Source organism: Acinetobacter bohemicus ANC 3994 (assembly GCF_000367925.1).
Lineage (GTDB): Bacteria > Pseudomonadota > Gammaproteobacteria > Pseudomonadales > Moraxellaceae > Acinetobacter > Acinetobacter bohemicus.
In genome coordinates, this window is record NZ_KB849175.1 from 87395 (window position 1) to 108106 (window position 20712).

The window sequence follows — 20712 nt, forward strand, 5'->3', positions numbered from 1 at the left end:
CGTTTAGGACGGTCATCAAACGAACGTTGTGGACGATCACCGAAACCACCTTCACGACGTGGCGCTGGACGATCACCGAAATCACGTTTAGGACGGTCATCAAACGAACGTTGTGGACGATCACCAAAACCGCCTTCACGACGTGGAGCTGGACGATCACCGAAATCACGACGTGGACGATCTTCGCCACCAAACGCTGGACGCTCAGTACGAGGTTTGTCATCGTAGCTACGACGTGGACGATCATCACCGCCTTCACGACGTTTGAAGTTGCTTTCGCCTTCGAAACGACGACCACCGCCATCACGACCACGACCGCCGCCATCACGACCACCGCCAAAACCGCCACGACCACGACCACCGCCATCACGACCACGACCGCCGCCATCACGACTACCGCGTGCAGGAGGTGGAGATGGCTCAAGACCTTCAATTTCAGATACGCTTAAACGTGCATCTAGGAAGTCTTCAAGCGCGCGAATTTTGCCGCGTTCACGGTAAGTTGCAAGTGTAATTGCATTACCTGTACGACCAGCACGACCTGTACGGCCAATACGGTGTACATAGTCTTCGTTCTTCATTGGAAGACCGAAGTTAATTACGTGTGAAATTGTTGGTACGTCAAGACCACGAGCAGCAACATCAGTTGCAACTAAAATCTTAGCGCGACCTTCACGAATGCTACGTAAACGACGGTTACGAACAGTTTGTGGCATAGCACCGTGAAGCGCTACAACTGATAGACCTGCTTCAGCAAGTTCTTCAGCCAACATATCGGTATCTTCTTGAGTGCTTGCAAACACAACAGCTTGATCTACAGACTCATCAGACAACCAATGCGTAAGTAATTTTTTCTTGTGTTCGAAGCCATCAGTCCAATGCAATGTTTGCGTGATGTCCGTATTGGTAGAGTGACCAGTTTCGATCGCAATACGCATCGGATCATTCATCATGCGTTCAGCAAGCGTAATAATACGCGGTGCAAAAGTTGCAGAGAACATCAAGGTTTGTTTACGGTTTGCCGCTAACTCACCAATTGCTTCTAAGTCTTCAGAGAAACCTAGATCAAGCATACGGTCAGCTTCATCGACAATTAATGCATCAACATTATCAAGTTTAATTTGACGACGGTTAACAAGATCAAGTAAACGACCTGGAGTCGCAACAACAACTTGTGCACCTTTTAACTGTTGGATTTGTTTACCAAAAGGCATACCACCCATAATCGCAGCAACACGCACACCTTTCATATGACGTACCAATGCAATTGCATCTTGACATACTTGTTGTGCAAGTTCGCGAGTTGGTGAAATCACCAAAATATTCGGTTGTGTAATCGCTTTCATGCGATCTTTAAATGGCACTAGCGTATCTTGATTCGCTAAACCGTTTAAAGTAGGTAATAAGAATGCAGCAGTTTTACCAGAACCTGTTTGGCTTGATACAAGAAGGTCTTTACCTTCGAGTGCAGCTGGAATCGCTTGTTCTTGTACAGGAGTTGGTGTAGTAAAGCCTAAACCTTCGATCGCTAGTGTTAAAGACTCATCGAGGGAAAAATCAGCAAAAGTTTTGCTCATAGAGAGTGTTCACCCTAAAGTGGGTGCTCCATTTAATAAATTACAATATGGACATCGGCAAAAAGCGGCACAGCAAATAGAGCTGAAAAAATAAGGATTCAGCAGCGATCCGAATAACGACGATGTGGATATAACGCACGTATATGATTACGGCCGCAAACCTGAAGGAATCGCTTAAGCGATTGGGGCGCGAAGGATATGTCCTCTCTATGGACAGCACGCGCATACAATGATTAGAAGATAATGTTCAGGTAAAGAACGGAAATTTAAGTGCGTGACGGCATGATAACAGAATCATTTTAAAAAGTAATCATTTTTTTCGATTAAATTATGAATATGTACTGTTTTTTTCAGTAACAGTCTATTTTACAACTTATTTTTTGTTTAATTTTTAAACAAAAATTTATATAAAGAGCTGATCCAGAAATTAAATGACTTAGATAGCCGCTTAAAAACAACCTTTGCAGAGCATATAAGCTTTTGCCTGAAATATAAAAAGCCCTCACATGGAGAGCTTTCATTCTATCACTCGGTCAAATCAAGCTTACTTTGCTGCGTCACCCCAAGCTGGAACAACAGCTTGCATTAAAGGTTTGAGCATTTTCATCGAGCAAGCAATCACTTGACCATTTTCCATAGAGTCAGAACCACCACGTGCGTCGACGACAGTACCACCCGCTTCTTTAACGATTAACTCGCCCGCAGCGATATCCCAAGGTTTCAAACCAAGTTCGAAGTAACCATCAAGACGACCCGCAGCCACATAGGCCAAGTCTAACGCAGCAGAACCTGAACGACGGAATTGTGCGCCAGCTTCAGTCACGTTTAATAATGAGTCAAAATGGTTTTTCGCATAAGAAACCACTTCACCATTACGTTTATTACGGTAAGCATGACCCACAGCCAAGAACGTATTATCTAAGCTGTCTTTTACATTTACGCGAATACGACGTTGATTCATCATAGCACCACGGCCACGACTTGCAGAGAAAAGCTCATCTTTCACAGGGTCATAAATAACGCCATGCTGAGTGATGCCTTTATGCTTAACAGCAATAGAAATACAGAAATGTGGGAAACCGTGAATAAAGTTTAGCGTACCGTCAAGAGGGTCAATCACCCAACACCAATCAGCGTCGTGACCTTTACCTTCTTGCAGACCAAACTCTTCGCCTAGGAAGCTGTGGTTTTTATAACTTTTACGGAGCGTGTCGATAGCCAACTGTTCTAAATAACGGTCTACACGCGTTACTGGGCCATCAATCCCTTTTTCTTCGACTTGTAGATCGAGTTTATGACGATTTTGATGCGCTTTTAAAAGCTCTTGACCAACTAATTGAGCCGCACGCGCAGCCATAACCACCATAGGTTCCATTGAACACCCACTACAAATTGAAGATACTGATAAAGAATAATGCATAAAAGCCCGCACATTTTAGCAAATATGCAGGCTTTTAGGGGAAAAATGTTTCTAAAATTTAATAAATCAAGATGAAACGGTTTGCATCAGTTTCAACCACACCAATTCAATCGATTTTTCAATGCCTTTGCTATCCAGCCCTGCTTGTTGCAACATTTGTGCATGTGAGGCTTGGTGCATAAAGGTATCAGGCAAACCTAAATTTAAAGTCGGTTTAACAATTTGTGCTTGAGCCAAGTATTCATTGACTGCACTGCCCGCACCCGCCATCACGGCATGCTCTTCAACCGTCACAAATAAATTGCTGCTTGGCGCAAGTGCTGCAATCATCTGTTCATCAAGTGGTTTCACAAAGCGCATATTCACGACACGGACACCGACATCATGGGTTTGTGCCAACGCTTGTGCTGCTTCTATTGCAACCGTTACACGACTGCCAAAAGCCAGAATACTGATTTGTTCATCGTATTGTTCATTAAAGCTTGCCACAATTTCCGCTTTACCAATCTCTAAAGCACTTAATTGTTGTTGAATTTCCACTCCAACACCATTGCCACGCGGATAGCGTACAGCAGCAGGGCCTGAATATAAGTAAGCGGTATGCAACATTTGACGACATTCATTTTCGTCTTTCGGTGCCATGATCACCATATTTGGTACGGTACGCATAAATGCATAATCATAAGCACCGGCATGCGTTGGGCCATCCTCACCCACCAAACCAGCGCGATCGATCGCAAAAGTTACATCTAAATTTTGTAAAGCAACATCGTGAACCAACTGATCATAACCACGTTGTAAAAAGGTCGAATAAATCGCCACAACAGGTTTCAACCCTTCACAGGCCATGCCCGCCGCCAAAGTCACTGCGTGCTGTTCCGCAATAGCGACATCAAAGAAACGGGTCGGAAATTGTTTGGCAAATTTCACCATGCCTGAACCTTCACACATGGCTGGGGTAATTGCCAGTAAGCGGTCATCTTGTGCCGCTTCATCACACAGCCATTGCCCAAAGACATCGGAATATTTAGGGGCAACATTTGCTGAAGCGACTGCATTTATTTTACTAATAGCATGATATTTAATTTGATCGGATTCAGCAGGAATAAAGCCTTTACCCTTTTTGGTATAGATGTGAATTAAGCGTGGTCCTTGACGTTTTTTCAGTGCATTAAAGACTTGAACCAACTGATTCACATCATGACCATCGAAAGGCCCAAAGTAGTCAAAACCAATGGCTTTAAATAGGTTGTCTGCGGCATCCGTAGCTGAACTGTGCAAACGTGAGTTATAAGTCCATGCAGGATGTGGCTGAACAAAAGCCTCGCCCGTTTCTGAAATATTGACCGATTGACCACTTTCCCAAATCGCGGCAAGGTGTTTAGCAAAGCCACCTGTGCTACATGAAATGGACATATCATTGTCATTCAGCACGACCATCAAGTCAGCATTATGCGCTACAGCGTCATTCATGGCTTCAAAAGCCATTCCAGCCGTCATGGCACCATCACCAATAATGGCAACCACTTCACATGGATCTTTTTGGTAACGACGTGCCAGTGCCATGCCTAAACCGGCAGAAATGGCAGTTGAAGAATGTCCAACACCAAAGGTATCAAACACCGATTCTTCACGGGTCGGAAATGCAGCTAAACCATCTTTAGTCCGAATCGTGGTGAGTTGTTCACGGCGACCTGTTAATGCTTTATGCGGATAAGCCTGATGACCCACATCCCAAATTAAACGGTCATGTGGGGTATTGAAACAATAATGCAAAGCGACCGTTAGTTCGATCACCCCAAGGTTGGCACCAAAATGGCCCCCACTTTGTCCTGCTGCATACAAAATGTATTGACGTAACTCATCTGCCACTTTTTCTAATTGGCTACGCTCGAGCAAACGTAATTGTTGTGGGTGATCAATCGCATCCAGCAACGGTGTTATAGGGCGGTGAGTTGGTATTTCTGTATACAACATAAATGGCAAAGCCTTCTAAAGCCTGGCAAATCCTAAGCTAGGTAAATGGGTTACTCGATCATATTGTCGAATTGTATCACCTTTAAATCAGCCACATTTCTAGCGATGCAGTTTTGAGGAGTTCTCTCAACTGGGTGTTTACTCATAAACTCAGATTATCCTGAATAATCTTACTATTTATCAACCATTATCGTTCGCTTTATACAAAAAAGAAAATCTTCTGCATAATTTCAACATAGCAATTCTACCAATGTCCAAGCATTACGCTATACTTTAGTCAATTAATAAGCTATCTGACGGGTTAAGCAGTGCCTATAGAATTTGTTGCAACTTCAAGATTACCAACCGCTTTTGGTGAATTCAAAATCACTGTATTTCAAGATCCAGAAACTGGTGAAGAGCATGTAGCACTTTCTAAAGGTCTCGACACGGCACCCACGGCTCCGGTCTTGGTGCGAATTCACTCTGAATGTTTAACTGGCGATGCCTTTGCCTCACTCAAATGTGATTGTGGACCTCAGTTACAAGCCACACAAAAATTAATCAATGAGGTGGGGCAAGGTGTGATTTTATACTTACGCCAAGAAGGCCGTGGTATTGGGCTAACCAATAAAATTCGTGCCTATGCTTTGCAAGATCAAGGCCATGATACGGTTGATGCCAACTTAATGTTGAATTTACCCGCGGATGCTCGACGTTACGACATGTGCAATATCATGCTGGAGCATTTACAGATTAAACAAGTCAAATTGGTGACTAACAATCCATCAAAAATTAAAGCGTTAAAAGAACTTGGTATTGATGTGGTTGCCCGTGTTCCCCTGACTGTCGGTTTAAATCCGTTTAATGCGGACTATTTAAAAACCAAACATGAACGTATGTCACATATGTATGATAAAGATGACTTCTAATTCATTTTAAAAAATATTATAAATCATACAATTCAGGGATTTTTTACAAGATGTTAAAAAATCCCTTACTTTTTTTATGACTTTATGCTTTGATGTATTCAGTCCTTAAAATCATGCTATAGAGGTCATCTATGCAGAACCCAACGTCAGCTGATATTCAACGCGTTCGCGAATTTCTCCTCGATTTACAAGCCCGTATTTGTGCAGGTCTAGAACAACGAGAATTACAGAGTGGTGGCACTGCTCAATTTGAGATTGATGATTGGGAACGCCCTGAAGGTGGTGGCGGTCGTTCACGCGTTTTACAAAATGGTACGGTGATTGAAAAAGGTGGCGTGATGTTTTCACACATCAATATTTCAAAACTTCCTGCTTCTGCAACTGAACGTCATCCACAAATTGCTGGAGCGAAAGCACAAGCTTTAGGGGTTTCTTTAGTCATTCACCCAAAAAACCCCAATGTTCCGACCTCACATGCCAATGTACGTTTATTTGTTGCCGAGCCTGAAGGGCAAGATCCTATTTGGTGGTTTGGTGGTGGCTTTGACTTAACCCCATTTTATCCAGATGATGAAGATATCTTGGCTTGGCATCAAAAAGCCCATGACCTGTGTGCCCCTTTTGGTGACGGCGTATATGTAGAACATAAAAAATGGTGTGATGACTACTTCTATTTAAAGCATCGTGATGAACAACGCGGTGTCGGTGGATTGTTCTTTGATGATTTAAATCAATGGGATTTTGAAACCTGTTTTCAATATATTCAAGCCGTGGGTAATGGTTATTTAGACGCCATTTTGCCGATTTTCCAACGTCATCAAAATCAGCCTTATAGCCAAGCACAACGTGAATTTCAGCTCTACCGTCGTGGTCGTTATGTGGAATATAATTTGGTTTATGACCGCGGTACTTTGTTTGGTTTACAAACGGGTGGGCGGATTGAATCGATTTTGGTCAGTATGCCACCGCTTGCCGCTTGGTCATATCGTCCGGAATGGGATGAGGATTCAACTGAAAAACGCTTAACCGATTACTACTTAAAACCACATGATTGGTTAACTGAACTTTAATCGTTGAACATTTAAAAAATTAACCCCTTTTTTCCATATTGGATCAAAGGGGTTTTTCACTTTGATCTGGCTCTGATTTAATCTGGATTAAAAAATAAAATGTTTTGAATTAAAGTCATTTGCCTCTAAATATAATGGACTATTCCAGCAATAATAATGCTACCGACATATTTCCTTACAGCACAAGATACAGCGGCGTTTATAAAATCGTTTAGACTGGGCCATTGCATTGAATCGCTTTACACCTATTTTCAAGCCAATATAAATGACAACAAACCATGCTTAAGGGAAAAATAATGTTCAATAAAACGCTCAATCGCAAAGTCTTTTTATTTTGGTCAATTTTCATCATGATCCTGTGTTCCATGAGCATTACCTTATCATCAGACAATACCTTTTCCGATAGCTTATCCATTAGTTTTAGCGTGTTTGCTGGTTTTGCCTTATTTTTTACTGCGGCAATGTTGCTTGAAGAAGTGGTGCACGACATCTGTAATCCTTAAGCTAAGTTTGATCCTATTTGCGTTTCCACATTAGACTTCATTACTTTTTATATATTCTTATCCTTTTTATTTTCTCTCTGCTTCTGACTTTAGCCTTGTTTAAAAATCACGTATATTGAATGCCATTTCCGCACATGGGTCTTGTGAAATGAGCAAACAATTCGCGGTGATTGGTCACCCTATCGAACAATCGCGCTCACCAGAACTTCATCATGCTTTTGCACAAAAAACAGGCATTGACCTCCATTACAGCAAACGCCTTGCGCCACTGGATGGTTTTGAAGCCAACATGAAAGAGTTTTTTGCCCAAGGTGGCATCGGCATGAATGTCACTGTACCTTTTAAAGAGCAAGCATTTGCACAATGCCACGTTCTGACTGAACGTGCCAAAATTGCCAAAGCGGTAAATACCCTGTGGATGCAAGATGGAAAGCTGCACGGCGACAATACCGATGGGCAAGGTTTGGTCGATGCCATTCAAGCCTTAAATTGGAATTTAGACAATACCGCTATTTTAATCATTGGTGCGGGTGGTGCAACGCGTGGCGTGGTCTACCCTTTGGTGCAAGCGGGTGTGAAAAAAATTGTCATTGCCAACCGGACCTTAGCGCGCGCTGAACAATTGGTCGCAGATTTAAAAGATGCAGTTCCGCAAGCCACACTTGCTGCCGTTTCATTAGAAGATTTAAGCGGTGAGTTTGATCTGGTGATTAATGCCACATCCGCAAGCTTAAGTGGCGATGCTTTAGTCTTACCGGAAACATTGCAGTTTAAATATGCTTATGAAATGGCCTATGGCAAACCGTCGAGCTTTTTAGATCAAGCCAAAGCACGTGGTCTCCCGACCTCTGAGGGTTATGGCATGTTGGTGGGTCAAGCGATTGAATCTTTTTCCATTTGGAATGGGGTCAAACCCGCGCTAAAAGATTTTCTTTAAATCTATTCTTTAAATATGTCCAAAAAAAAGAACCTCATCTGAGGTTCTTTTTAATACTTATTTTTTAGGATTTAAATTTTCCTTTAACACCGTATAGCTTTTTTGATACAACTCTAAATCAATATATCCGTCTTGTTCTAAAGTCAGTTTTTCAATCGACTTTAAAGACAGACGGTTTTGGGTTGAATCCACGTAGGCTTGTGCCAAAATATCCGCAACAGCTTTCAATTGTTGTGGCTGATCTACGTCGTAGTCTTGTTTAAAGTTCTGCATATAATGCTGAGCAAAAATGGCTTTGGGTTGTTTATATTGTTTAACCAGTTGCTGCCATGCCTGACGCTCAGCATCCTTTGCAACAACAGCGCTGACGATTTGATACACCGCTTCGCCTAGCTCATGATTAAACTGCTGATCTAGTTCTAAATCATGTTTTTTCTGCAATGCTTGAATCTGTTTCAGCGCTTGACCTGTAGGGTTATAAACATGCTCATCGGCAAACCAATAGGCATACACCTGTGCAATTTCTTGCAGGCTTTGTGTATTGTAGTTTTTAAGCAAATCACGATTTTGGGCTGCCATTTGCATTCCCCACAGCGCCTGATAAGTCTGTGTATAGGAATGGGTTTGCTGATAGGTTTTTTCTGCCAATTGCTTCAGTTGTTCATTCAAACTCAACTTATTTTTCACGGTTGTCGCTATATCCGTTTCGGTTTCTTCTCCCCCTGTTGCAGTAGAAAAACCACGAACCATATTTTCAATTACCGACCCTTTAGAGACTTCTGCTAAAGATTTGGCTTGACGTAATTGAGCGCGGTCAATGGTACTGGCCTGACCATAATTCTGAATATTAAAATCGGCCTGAATATTGATTGTGCCATATTTTTTACTGGCGATTTGTATATTATAATCTACCAGTGTGGCACGACCTTGGGCATCCAGTCCGACATCCATAACCAGTGGTATCTGCTGTGTATTGGCTTTCAGTGCTTGCTGAATTTCAGCTTGATGCTTCGCCCATAAGCCTGAAAATGTTTTGACATCCATCAATTGATCTGACGCATATGGTTCAAAAATAGGACTCAAGCTACTTAGTGCATCAATCAGTTTTGTCTGATCGACTTCTTTCTCTTTACTGGCAAAAGCATTTAAATCATATTCATGCTGGCAGAAAGTTAAAGCGCCCATCGTGGCACGTTGTGGCTGGCTGATTAGTTCTTGACACTGTTGCTGATTTAAATATTCATCCGAGTCTTGATCTGCGGTTTGCACTGCATCCGCTGTGACCATATCTTCGCGTTGCTCTGTTACAACGGTCTCAACTGCCGCAGCTGTTTCAGCACAGTGCTTATTTTCAGATCCACCATCTGTCGAACAATGTGATTGCACAGCTTGGGCTGACTCTGCTGTATCACCTTGCCCTAAAGCATTAAAATGCGTATCGATTAATTGACTTAACTGTAAACTTGATTCAGCGGCTTCATCTTTAGCAGGACTGAGTACGTCGCTTGCATCGGCTGCTAAAGCGACAGCTTTATGCTGAGTCTGGGTCGAATCCTGTGCTGCTACAATTGTCGCTGCTTGCTCGGCAACTGCATCTGCCGCCTTGATTCCAACCACTGAATTGAGAAAATAAGGACGGTTGACTTGTTCATATAAAGCCATTTGCAGCTGGAGTTGTTCCAAGGTGGTACTTAAACGAATTTTCTCCACCACAGCCAAATTTTTATCTTTGGCATTCAACGGCAAAGCTTGAATGCTTTGCGGTTCAGCCAATACATAAGACAGCGCATTCACTTGCTTTAAATAATCTGCCAATTTTTTAAAATCAACACGATTAATTTCATTTTTATACTTCGAAAAATCAATATAGGCAAAACTTGCCTGACTGTCTTTATTGACTAAATAAGGCATGAGTGAAAAATAATTGATATAGAATTTATACTCATTAAAATCAACCACCATCGGGACTTTGGCATGCACCAAAAGCGTTGGTTTCTCATATTTTGCCTCTAGATTTAAAGAGGCGAGTTTTTGCCGATAATGCACTGAACCAGTGTAACTAAACTGAATATTACTTAATAAACTCAAAGCAAACTGATCAAAGTTACTCCCATATCCCTCTTTCGCAGCAGACCGATCGGCATATGGAAGCTGTTCTTTTGCCAAGGCAGTATATAAATGCTGCTTTTCCTGATGGCCTAAACGAACCTTTTGAACTTTAAGATATTGTTCAATTTGACGCTGCAATATAGGATCTAATTGTGGCGCAACTTCTGGTTGAGTCAGTTTAGAGGTTTTTGTCGTACTATTTGTTGTCGTACTAGAAGCTGAATTTGCCTGAAAATTCAATTTTCCTTGATAATCATAGCCTGACGTTTCAAACATGGCGTTTAAACCTGTAACGGCTTTTTGCTCTAAGCTCTGTCCAGTATTGGCATTGGATTTAATGACATGTTGTGAACAAGCACTTAGGCTTAAGGCCATTAAGCATAAAGTTAAATATCTTATTTGCATGATTTCTTTTTAAATACCTTATGTTATTTATACTTAAATACTGATCAATTTAACTTTTTGATCAAAATCAAAGTTTATACTTTAACAAAAAAATATTTTCTAAGCCGTTTAATTTTCATTGTTATTCGCCTTTCTGACATTTTTCAAAGGCTACACTATCAATGTATTTTGATGAGCAATGTGAATAATCAAACTATCGATTCGGATAATCCAAAACTATTTCTAAATTAGGATTAACACTATGCCTGCTTATAAAGCTCCTTTACACGACATTCGCTTTTTAATGAATGAAGTTTTTGACTTCTCTGCCCACTATAAAACTTTATCCAATGGCGAAGCTGCCGATGCTGACACTGTAGACATGATTCTTGAAGGTGCAGCAGATTTTTGTGAAAACATACTGTCACCTTTAAACCAATCGGGTGATGAAGAAGGCTGTCATTTCGAAAATGGCGAAGTCAAAACACCGAAAGGCTTTAAAGAAGCGTATGACCAATTCGTACAAGGTGGTTGGCAAGGTCTGTCTTTTCCAGAAGAATTTGGCGGTCAAAACTTGCCTCAATCGTTAAATCTGATCAAATCAGAAATGATGGGTACAGCAAACTGGTCATTCCAAATGTACCCGGGTTTAAGTGTTGGCTGCATGAACACCATTTTACAGTTTGGTACGGATGAACAAAAAAATCTGTACATGCCGAACTTGGTGGCAGGTACATGGTCAGGCACCATGTGTTTAACTGAGCCACAGTGTGGTACTGACTTAGGGCAAGTGAAGACCAAAGCAGAACCAAATGCAGAGGGTACTTATCACATTTCAGGCACCAAAATCTTCATCTCTGCGGGTGAGCAAGACCTAACTGAAAACATCATCCATATTGTCCTTGCACGTCTTCCAGATGCACCGGCAGGTACGAAAGGGATTTCTTTATTTATTGTACCCAAGTTCCTAGTCAATACCGATGGTACTGTAGGTCAACGTAACCCTGTAACCTGTGGTTCAATTGAACATAAAATGGGGATTCGTGCTTCTGCAACAGCCGTATTGAACTTTGACAATGCGGTGGGTTACTTGATTGGCGAGCCAAATAAAGGCTTACATGCCATGTTCACCTTCATGAACACAGCACGTATTGGTACTGCCATTCAAGGCATCGCGCATGCTGAACTGTCGTTCCAAGGCGCTTTACCGTATGCCAAAGATCGTATGTCTATGCGTGCCCTGTCTGGCAAGAAAGACCCTGAAAAAGTGGCCGATGCCATTATTCACCATGCTGATGTTCGCCGCATGTTGTTGACACAAAAAGCGATTGCTGAAGGCGGTCGTTCAATGATTTATTATGCAGCGCAATTGGCTGATAAAATGGCCGATGCTTTAGAGCGTGGCGATACTGCGGCATTTGAAGCAGCAGATGATCATTTAGGTTTCTACACCCCGATCCTCAAAGGTTTCTTAACTGAATTGGGCTTGGAAGCTGCAAACCACGGTATGCAAATTTACGGTGGTCACGGTTATATCAAAGAATGGGGTATGGAGCAGATTGCACGTGATGCACGTATTGCGACGCTTTATGAAGGGACAACGGGCGTACAAGCACTGGACTTGATTGGTCGTAAAGTGTTACTGACTTCTAAAGGTAAAGTCATCCGCGACTACACCACTGAAATTTTGAAATTCTGTGCGCAAAATGCCACCAACAAATACATGCGTCGTTTTGCATGGGACTTAACCAAAGTCTGTGCACAGTGGAATGCCTTAACCGTGCGCATTATGCTTGCGGCACGTAAAGACCGTGACGTGGTATCTTCAGCTTCTGTCGATTTCTTGATGTTCTCTGGCTATGTGATGATGGCGTATTTCTGGGCACAACAAGCTGCTGTTGCTTCAGAAAAACTGGCTTCTGGTGACGGCAAAGAATCTGCTGAATTCTATAAAGCGAAAATTAAAGTCGCTGACTTCTATTTCGAACGCTTATTGCCACGTACCCAAGGTCATGCTGAAGCAATGGTCAATCCTTCAAAAACTATGACTTCACTTGCACCTGAACACTTTAGCTTCGACTACTAAGTTTTAAGGTTTTTAGAGCAAAGAAAAGAGCGCTACGGCGCTCTTTTTTATAATTTTTTCATAACAAGTATTTTAGTTTCTTATTCATTTGCAGCAATATTAATCCGGCAAAAATTGAACACGCCAATACAACCAAGCTAAATAAGGTCTGTTCATTTAAAAAATAGCCTTTTAAATGGTAAATAAAAAAAGGATGAATTAAAAAAATGGCCGTCGATAAACTTGCCAACGCTTTATTTGTCCCCAGTATTTTTTTATTTAAAAAGTATAGAAAGATAATCGGTGCAGCAATAAACAAAGAAAACATCTGATCCAGACTTTCCTTCCGACTAATAAAAAAATAATTCGCGAGTGATTCTACGATCACTAAAAAAACCACAACAATGACATGCCAAAGTTTGATCGTTATTTTATTTTTAACGCTATCCTGACATTTATTCAGCAGAAAACCTAAGGTCAGAAAAGGGAAACTTACCAATAAAAAATTACGATGTACCGTGTATGTATTTAATTCAGTATCTATTTGACCCTGAAATAAATGTAAATTACCAACTTGCTGAAGCATAACGCCAAACAAAAATAAAACAGCACTCCCTATAAAGAGCTTTTTCGCATTTATCGCTCTACAGAAATATAAAACAGAGCCACCCAGTAACACGCCCTGAATATACCAAAGCACATAATAACCATTGTACAAAACAGAAAAATTATAGGAGAAGCTTTGGGTCCACCATATGGGTAAATAAAAGATCATCCAAACGGCATACAAAATAAAAATACGTTTCAGCCATGTTTTATATCTTTGGAGACTATTGATATAAAAAAAATAATAGCCTGTAATGACTAAAAAAATAGGGACTGCTAACCTAAAGATTCCCTGCACGAAAACATGGCTTAAAAGTGTCGATAGATCATAAAAAATACGGGTATGTAAAAAAACCACAGCAATGGCTAAAATGACTTTCAAAATATCAATCGATAAATTTCTTTCCATTTTCTACTCATACACGTACATAAAGTTAAATTTTAAAATCAAAGAAACTCTTCCAATACTGAATTTAAAAACACATGCCCTTGCTCGGTACATGAGATTCGAGTTTGATCGTCAACCATCAGCTTTCGTGCACGTAAAGAACTTAAAAGTTCATCCAAGCCAGCTAAACTCAAACCGGTCCGTTCTGCATACAGTTTCGCATCAACGCCTTGGTTTAAACGTAGTGCATTCATCATAAATTCAAACGGCATATCATCCGCTTCAATGCGCTTAAACTGTAGATTTTCCGCTGGGACTTTGGCTAAATAGTCTTTCGGTAAACGGGTTTTTTGAAAACGATACACGCCATCAGGCTGCGTGACTTTGCCGTGCGCCCCTGCCCCAATTGCTAAGTAATCGCCAAACTGCCAGTAATTTAAATTATGTGCAGAAGGCTTTTCCTTACGCCATGCCGACACTTCATAATTGACAAAGCCATGCGCTGTTAAATACGCTTCGCCCTGTGCTTGAATCTCTTCCAACACATCATCAACCGGTAAAACAGGTTGAGTTCTAAAAAACACCGTATTCGGTTCAATGGTCAGTTGATACCACGACACATGCGTTGCACCATTTCCCACGGCCAGTTTTAAATCATACAATGCTTGCTCTAGAGTCTGCTCAGGTAAACCATGCATTAAGTCGACATTGATGCGTGTAAAACCTGCTTCCTTAGCCAAATGAATGGCATTGACGGCATCATCATTGCTATGAATACGGCCTAACTTCTTCAAATGCTCAGTATTAAAACTTTGTACCCCTATCGATAGACGATTAATCCCGGCATCCAAATAACCGGCAAAGGGATCGTGTTCCACCGTACCCGGATTGGCCTCTAAAGTAATTTCACACCCGTCTTCAAAAGGAATGAAGCTTTTGAGCTGGCTAAATAACCATTGATAAGCTTTGGCCGAAATTAAAGACGGTGTTCCACCGCCAATAAATACGCTATGAATGTGGCGACCTTGAGCAAAATCAATCTGTGTTTTAAAGTCTTCAACCAACGCTTGTAGATATTCTTGTTCTAAATCTAAAGATAACTTTCCATCGGGCACAGCATGTGAGTTAAAGTCACAATATGGACATTTACGCACGCACCACGGCATGTGAATATATAAAGACAATGGAATACTTGCGGGATTTAAATCAGCCAAGGAATAAGCTCAAAACAACAAAAGAAGAAGACATACATTTTAACATGACTGTATCAAGACACTTCTGAATTCTTCTCCTATCTACGATAAACTGTTCAAAGCCAAGAATAATTAGATCATGCATATGATGAAAATATCGACTCAGTTATTATTGTTGTTGCCCCTAGCCATGGGGATTGGTATTGCGATGACTTTTCAAACGGCAATTAATAGCCAGTTAAGAGAATATTTACATTCCCCTCTGCAAGCCGCGCTTTTATCCTTTTTGGTTGGTACAATAGTGCTTGCCGTGTTGGTGTTTTTTCAAAATGTAGAGAAACCAACTTTTACCATTTTGCTTCAACTGCCTTGGTTTCTATGGCTTGGTGGTTTTCTCGGTGTCTATGCCATTAGCATCAGTATTTATACCGCGCCCAAACTTGGTTTTTTGACCTTTGCAGGATTAATTATTTTTGGTCAAGTCATCACCTCGATGTTCTTGGATCATTTTGGTTTACTGGGTACGGAACAAACATCCATTAACTGGCAACGTCTTTTAGGTAGCGTCGTAATTTTTATTGGTGTGCTTCTCACTTTACAACGCTAATGCTTCATTCTAAGCACATAGGGTCTGTGGACATTTCACAGATGCTTGCGACATGAGCCGTATACGGCGCAAGATATTTAGACGTTACAAGGCATGTTTTACAAAATTTAGTCATTCTAAATGATGAGCAGTAACTAAAGCTGCGCAAGATAACGCAGTAGCGGAAAAAATGTCCCTGTCCCGTAGGGTTATCACTAAAACTTCCCCAAACCTCGTTATGAAACTTGGCAAGGGGATTACCATTGTCTGCATTTCATGCCTTGTTTGAGTTGTTTTAGTGAATAACGCAATGCATAGCTGAAATGTCCACAGACCCTAATAAAATGAGTAATTTTTTTGTTAAATGCTACATCTGTTACAACTACCCGCTTTGAGTTAAAACAACTCTTCCACCTGATGATCCCAATCTTGATCACGCAATTTGCCCAAGCAGGTTTTGGCCTGATTGATACGATTATGGCGGGACATTTATCTGCACAAGATCTTGCTGCTATTGCCGTCGGTGTCGGTTTATGGATTCCAATCATGTTGCTGTTCAGTGGCATCATGATTGCAACCACCCCCTTAGTTGCCGCTGCCAATGGCGCACGTACACCTGAAAAAATTGCCACCATTGCCCGTCAGTCTTTATGGGTCGCTTTTATTTTAGGGGTCATTGCTGGATTGATTTTACAGCTCATGCCTCTACTGCTGCCCATTTTAGGTGTTCCTGACAACTTACTGCATAAAGCCAGTTTGTTTTTACATGCCATTGGTTTTGGTATGCCTGCTGTAACCATGTATGCGGCATTAAGAGGCTATTCGGAAGCCTTGGGTTATCCACGCCCCGTCACCGCTATTAGCCTAATTGCTCTGGTGGTGTTAATTCCTTTAAACTTTATTTTTATGTATGGCATTGGTCCTATTCCACATTTAGGCAGTGCAGGCTCTGGTTTTGCCACCGCTATTTTACAATGGCTGATGTTCATCACCCTCGCCACCTATATTCTAAAAGCACGACGCTATCAAAAAACCCAACCGTTTGCGCTGTGGGAAAAACTCGATCCTTATTGGGTCAAACGCATTTTAACTCTCGGCTTACCGATTGGCTTGGCCATTTTCTTTGAAGTCAGTATTTTCAGCACCGCAGCGATTGTGTTAAGTCCGTTGGGTGAAACCATTATCGCGGCACATCAGATTGCGATTTCAGTCACTTCACAACTGTTTATGATTCCAATGTCACTGGCGATTGCACTGACCATTCGGGTCGGAACCTATTATGGTGAACATAATTGGCTGGCAATGCGCAAGGTACAGTATTTGGGTCTAGCGACTGGAACCGTGTTTGCATTTATCACCATGATATTTATGTGGTTGTTCCGCGCTGAAATTGTGGCCATTTATACTTCAGATTATGCTGTGGCTAAAGTCGCCATGTATCTAATTTTATTTGCAATTGCATATCAGTTAATGGATGCATGGCAAGTCAGTGCCGCAGGCTGTTTACGCGGTATGCAGGACACCAAAGGTCCGATGTGGATCACCATGCTCGCCTATTGGGTCATTGCCTTCCCTGTTGGAATTTATCTGGCACGCTTTACCGAGATGGGTGCAGCAGGGGTTTGGGTGGGATTGATTGTCGGTTTAAGTATTGCTTGTGTGTTGTTACTGACACGTTTGTATATGAATAATCAGCGCTTAAGTCAGAAATCCCCAACTCAAGCTATATAAAACCTTGTAATCCATTCAGAAACTTATGCTGTAGTTAAAAGGATAAGTTTCTGTTTGTTTAATCATGACGGAGTCCGAGCATTTAAGGTTTACCTCGAACAGCAGCGAATGACTTTACCGCATATCAAATTTTAAAATATTGATGCACTTCAATTCGAGCATTTCTTTATATCTGTATTGAGATAGATTGCTTTCATCTGTATAGCAAAACAGCATATTTTCCCATAGAAAAATCCATCCCAATAAAGCTCAAAATATTTCGATACCTACAAACGCTTAACAATTTAAAGTAGGTATTTTTAACTTTGTCGCCTATGATCATTCAAACACACCAATGATGACTCTGAGGAATATCGCATGGCAAAAACGGCTAGCACACCCGGTCGTCGCTTTATGAAACTTGCCAGTATGACGGCGAGCATCGCAACCAAAACGGTTTCAAACTCGATCAAAAATTTTAATGCCGATGAAGAACAAAAAAATGCTTCACGCAGTCAACTTTTTCAAGACATTGGTCTACAAATTGCTGACACCCTTGGGGAAATGAAAGGCGCAGTGATGAAAGTGGGGCAAATTGCCTCGCAATATAAAGATGTCTTCCCACCTGAAGTTGCGCGTGCCATTGCCAAATTACAGCGCCAAGCCCCTGCCATGCCTTTTGCGGAAATTAAAGCACAAGTTGAAAAAGAACTCGGCAAGCCACTGCATCAAATTTTTAAAAGTTTTGATGAACAACCTTTTGCCGCAGCATCGATTGGTCAAGTGCATAAAGCCCTGCTACCAAATGGTCAGCAGGTGGTGGTTAAAGTGCAATATCCGGGTGTCGATGAAGCCTGCGAAAGTGATCTTAAACAAGTGCGCTTGGCACTGCGTCTTATGGGCGTACTGAAAGTTGATCGTAAACTACAAGATCAACTGTTTAAAGAAATTCAAGAAAGCTTAGACAATGAATTAAATTATGAAATTGAAGCACAAAATTTAGAAGTCGCACGTACCTTCCACCAAAGCTTAGACAGCAAAATTATTATTCCGCAAGTCTATAAAGACTATTCTTCGCGCCATGTTTTAACCTTGAGCTTAGAACAAGGTGAAAGTATTGAAACGGCCAGCACATGGTCGCAAGCCACCCGAAATGAACTTGGTCGGCGTTTATTCCGCGCCATTGGACAAGAGATTTTCTATCTCAAACGCTTTCATTGCGACCCGCATCCCGGCAACTTTGCCTTTCGTGAAGATGGCACTGTGATTATTTATGACTATGGCGGTGTTAAAACATTATCCACTGCAACGGTACAGCACTTTAAACAATTAATACAAGCTGCTCGTGAAGGTAATATTGTCGAAATAGAACAACAATTGGATACCTTACATGCCATTTCTGCACAAGGGAAGTTTCCAACTGAATTATATAAGCAATGGTTAGAAGTACTTCTGCGCCCACTCACCACGCTATATGATTTTGCAGAAAACTCAGCGCATCATGATGGTATGGAATTGATCAAACCCTCATTAAAATATTGGGATGTCTTTAAGCCTTCACCAGAAACACTGATGGTTAATCGCACGGTATCGGGTCATTATTGGAATATGATTCATTTAAAAATGCATGACAATCTTAACGACTTATTTGACGAGTTAGCTCCACCCCGCGCATAAAATACGGTTAAAACCCAAATGAAGATTTAATTTGGGTTCTATTAGGCAAACTATTTTATTTGTAATAATAATTGTTATGTTATAACATATCTATATTAGCAATAATTTTGGAGCCAACCATGCGTTCTCATATTCACCCAGAGTATCGTGAAGTCTTATTCCATGACACCAATGCTGATGTCTATTTCATTATTGGCAGTACCTTACAAACACAACAGACAAAAAGTTATCAAGGTCAGGACTATCCCTATGTCACTTTAGATATTTCAAGTGCATCACATCCCTTTTATACCGGTGAACAACGTCAAACCAATAATGAAGGTCGTGTCGCGAGTTTCAACAAGCGTTTTTCTCGTTTCAAACGCTCACAGTAAGTTAATATTCAATTAAGCTCAGCTTGTTATTTTTTAATTATTCAGAAGCCTAAGCATCCTCCTCCACTTAGGCTTCTTTTTTTATCTGCTGTATTGAGAGCAAAAAACCTTGCGCTTTTATTGACTGGCTGTTTTATTTACTGGCTAATAGCGCTTGAAAGAGATAAAAACCCAACGCCAAAACCATCACACCAACCATCACACTTGACATGACATAGAGCAAAGCAAGTAGCGGTTGACCATGTTTTAACAGCTGAAATGTTTCTAAACCAAAACTGGAAAATGTGGTAAAGCCACCTAAAATACCCACCATCAAAAACAGACGCGCTTCATTTTGCAAAATGGGAAATTTTTGACTATAAGCAAAAAAGATTCCTGCCAGTAAACAGCCCACAATATTGATCCACCATGTACCCCATGGAAACAAATTTGTCGGTTTCAGCAAAAACACCCCTGCACCATAACGCAAACTTGCGCCAATAGCGCCGCCCAAAGCCACCCATAGCCAACTCATTTTTTCACCCAATATCGGCTGTCTATAGCACAGCCCTGTCCAGATTAGGCCCTTACTTTTGCACGAATCCAGCCGTTTTACAAAGAAATAATGCTGAATAAAATGCCTAAAAATTGCTATAGTCTCGCCATTAAATTCACTCTTTCTCTGGATTAAAAAATGATGGCTCAAGATTTATTAACACAACTTCAAACAGGTGAAGCGAAATTTACCGATGTGATTGCTTATATTGAAGCACGTTATAATCACACTCCAACTGCATTTAAAAATGGGCAACAGGCCAATGCTGCAACTGAAAATCAAGGCAGTGCAAAAGTATTTTCTTTTGCCCAGCTCAATGGTTTAGATCAAGCACAAACCTTAAGTTTATTTGCGGAACATTACGCCGCAGTTTTAGCCACACCAGAAGCAACGGACCATCAAAATATTCGCCAGTTTATGTTAAACGGTTGGGATGGTATCCAATTTGAAAGCGAAGCGTTAGCTGCCAAATAAATTTCTGATCTAAAAATATCTCTTTAATAGAGTAATGTCAGTCAGTTAAGGGTTTTAGAAATAAAGTCCTTAGCTTTCTAGTTATTCACGACGGAGTCTTATATTTTTTAAATCAAATACTTGGAGCTCATCTATTACTTTGGATAAGCCCAAAGTAATCAAAGGCATTTGTCATCCGCAAAACTCGCCAAATACCTTTTATTGATTGATTAATCG

The 20712-nt window shown here is 41.1% G+C and carries 17 protein-coding genes; 10 read left to right on the top strand and 7 right to left on the bottom strand.

Going from position 1 to position 20712, the window contains the following annotated elements; all coding sequences use genetic code 11:
- From F994_RS10905 to dxs, 3 genes are all read right to left on the bottom strand, one after another.
- A partial coding sequence (locus F994_RS10905; RefSeq protein ID WP_004650519.1) for a DEAD/DEAH box helicase occupies window positions 1-1577 on the bottom strand: 1577 nt, incomplete at its 3' end.
- A 544-nt stretch (window positions 1578-2121) separates the two neighbouring features.
- A complete protein-coding gene (locus F994_RS10910; RefSeq protein ID WP_004650520.1) occupies window positions 2122-2952 on the bottom strand; it encodes an inositol monophosphatase family protein in 831 nt (276 codons plus the stop codon).
- Between the two features lie 111 nt (window positions 2953-3063).
- Window positions 3064-4974, bottom strand: a complete 1911-nt coding sequence (dxs, locus tag F994_RS10915) for a 1-deoxy-D-xylulose-5-phosphate synthase (protein ID WP_004650521.1) — start codon at window positions 4972-4974, stop codon at window positions 3064-3066.
- Window positions 4975-5282: 308 nt separating this feature from the next.
- Between dxs and ribA the strand changes: the two genes are divergently transcribed.
- From ribA to aroE, 4 genes are all read left to right on the top strand, one after another.
- Entirely contained in the window at window positions 5283-5885 is a 603-nt protein-coding gene (ribA, locus tag F994_RS10920) for a GTP cyclohydrolase II (RefSeq protein WP_004650522.1), read from the top strand.
- 131 nt (window positions 5886-6016) lie between these two features.
- Complete coding sequence (gene hemF / locus F994_RS10925; RefSeq protein WP_004650524.1) at window positions 6017-6955, top strand: oxygen-dependent coproporphyrinogen oxidase; 939 nt, start codon at window positions 6017-6019, stop codon at window positions 6953-6955.
- 296 nt (window positions 6956-7251) lie between these two features.
- Entirely contained in the window at window positions 7252-7458 is a 207-nt protein-coding gene (locus tag F994_RS10930) for a hypothetical protein (RefSeq protein ID WP_004650525.1), read from the top strand.
- A 148-nt stretch (window positions 7459-7606) separates the two neighbouring features.
- On the top strand, window positions 7607-8395 hold the full coding sequence (gene aroE / locus F994_RS10935; RefSeq protein ID WP_004650526.1) for a shikimate dehydrogenase: 789 nt from the start codon (window positions 7607-7609) through the stop codon (window positions 8393-8395).
- A gap of 57 nt (window positions 8396-8452) precedes the next feature.
- On the opposite strand, the gene F994_RS10940 is transcribed toward aroE, so the two are convergent.
- Window positions 8453-10909, bottom strand: coding sequence for a hypothetical protein (locus F994_RS10940; protein ID WP_034697084.1), 2457 nt, complete (start codon window positions 10907-10909; stop codon window positions 8453-8455).
- Window positions 10910-11150: 241 nt separating this feature from the next.
- On the opposite strand from F994_RS10940, the gene F994_RS10945 reads away from it, so the two are divergent.
- Complete coding sequence (locus F994_RS10945) at window positions 11151-12974, top strand: acyl-CoA dehydrogenase C-terminal domain-containing protein (RefSeq protein WP_004650528.1); 1824 nt, start codon at window positions 11151-11153, stop codon at window positions 12972-12974.
- Between the two features lie 58 nt (window positions 12975-13032).
- Here the strand turns inward: F994_RS10945 and F994_RS10950 are convergent, their stop codons facing one another.
- Window positions 13033-13968: an acyltransferase family protein gene (locus tag F994_RS10950; protein WP_004650530.1), complete on the bottom strand. Its 936-nt coding sequence runs from the start codon at window positions 13966-13968 to the stop codon at window positions 13033-13035.
- 38 nt (window positions 13969-14006) lie between these two features.
- The gene (gene hemW, locus F994_RS10955; RefSeq protein WP_004650531.1) at window positions 14007-15161 is read right to left on the bottom strand and encodes a radical SAM family heme chaperone HemW; all 1155 of its coding nucleotides are present in this window, start codon (window positions 15159-15161) and stop codon (window positions 14007-14009) included.
- Window positions 15162-15285: 124 nt separating this feature from the next.
- Between hemW and F994_RS10960 the strand changes: the two genes are divergently transcribed.
- The 4 genes from F994_RS10960 to F994_RS10975 all read left to right on the top strand — a co-directional run bounded on the left by F994_RS10960 (window position 15286) and on the right by F994_RS10975 (window position 19487).
- On the top strand, window positions 15286-15747 hold the full coding sequence (locus F994_RS10960; RefSeq protein ID WP_034697152.1) for a DMT family transporter: 462 nt from the start codon (window positions 15286-15288) through the stop codon (window positions 15745-15747).
- 396 nt (window positions 15748-16143) lie between these two features.
- Entirely contained in the window at window positions 16144-17457 is a 1314-nt protein-coding gene (locus F994_RS10965; RefSeq protein ID WP_167555808.1) for an MATE family efflux transporter, read from the top strand.
- Between the two features lie 357 nt (window positions 17458-17814).
- Entirely contained in the window at window positions 17815-19113 is a 1299-nt protein-coding gene (locus F994_RS10970) for an ABC1 kinase family protein (protein WP_004650535.1), read from the top strand.
- Between the two features lie 119 nt (window positions 19114-19232).
- Window positions 19233-19487, top strand: a complete 255-nt coding sequence (locus tag F994_RS10975) for a type B 50S ribosomal protein L31 (protein WP_004650536.1) — start codon at window positions 19233-19235, stop codon at window positions 19485-19487.
- 133 nt (window positions 19488-19620) lie between these two features.
- Here F994_RS10975 and crcB read toward each other — a convergent pair whose 3' ends face one another.
- A complete protein-coding gene (gene crcB, locus F994_RS10980; protein WP_004650537.1) occupies window positions 19621-20001 on the bottom strand; it encodes a fluoride efflux transporter CrcB in 381 nt (126 codons plus the stop codon).
- 162 nt (window positions 20002-20163) lie between these two features.
- Here crcB and F994_RS10985 point away from each other — a divergent pair, with 162 nt between their 5' ends.
- Complete coding sequence (locus F994_RS10985; RefSeq protein WP_034697154.1) at window positions 20164-20496, top strand: HopJ type III effector protein; 333 nt, start codon at window positions 20164-20166, stop codon at window positions 20494-20496.
- Window positions 20497-20712 lie beyond the last annotated feature (216 nt).

Bases quoted from the DNA above. Each gene is read 5' to 3' on its own strand.
- dxs (WP_004650521.1), bottom strand. From the start codon at position 4,974: ATGTTGTATACAGAAATACCAACTCACCGCCCTATAACACCGTTGCTG.
- aroE (WP_004650526.1), top strand. From the start codon at position 7,607: ATGAGCAAACAATTCGCGGTGATTGGTCACCCTATCGAACAATCGCGC.
- crcB (WP_004650537.1), bottom strand. From the start codon at position 20,001: ATGAGTTGGCTATGGGTGGCTTTGGGCGGCGCTATTGGCGCAAGTTTG.
- F994_RS10930 (WP_004650525.1), top strand. From the start codon at position 7,252: ATGTTCAATAAAACGCTCAATCGCAAAGTCTTTTTATTTTGGTCAATT.
- F994_RS10940 (WP_034697084.1), bottom strand. From the start codon at position 10,909: ATGCAAATAAGATATTTAACTTTATGCTTAATGGCCTTAAGCCTAAGT.
- F994_RS10985 (WP_034697154.1), top strand. From the start codon at position 20,164: ATGGCTCAAGATTTATTAACACAACTTCAAACAGGTGAAGCGAAATTT.
- F994_RS10965 (WP_167555808.1), top strand. From the start codon at position 16,144: ATGATCCCAATCTTGATCACGCAATTTGCCCAAGCAGGTTTTGGCCTG.
- F994_RS10960 (WP_034697152.1), top strand. From the start codon at position 15,286: ATGATGAAAATATCGACTCAGTTATTATTGTTGTTGCCCCTAGCCATG.
- hemF (WP_004650524.1), top strand. From the start codon at position 6,017: ATGCAGAACCCAACGTCAGCTGATATTCAACGCGTTCGCGAATTTCTC.
- F994_RS10945 (WP_004650528.1), top strand. From the start codon at position 11,151: ATGCCTGCTTATAAAGCTCCTTTACACGACATTCGCTTTTTAATGAAT.
- F994_RS10950 (WP_004650530.1), bottom strand. From the start codon at position 13,968: ATGGAAAGAAATTTATCGATTGATATTTTGAAAGTCATTTTAGCCATT.
- F994_RS10970 (WP_004650535.1), top strand. From the start codon at position 17,815: ATGGCAAAAACGGCTAGCACACCCGGTCGTCGCTTTATGAAACTTGCC.
- F994_RS10910 (WP_004650520.1), bottom strand. From the start codon at position 2,952: ATGGAACCTATGGTGGTTATGGCTGCGCGTGCGGCTCAATTAGTTGGT.
- F994_RS10975 (WP_004650536.1), top strand. From the start codon at position 19,233: ATGCGTTCTCATATTCACCCAGAGTATCGTGAAGTCTTATTCCATGAC.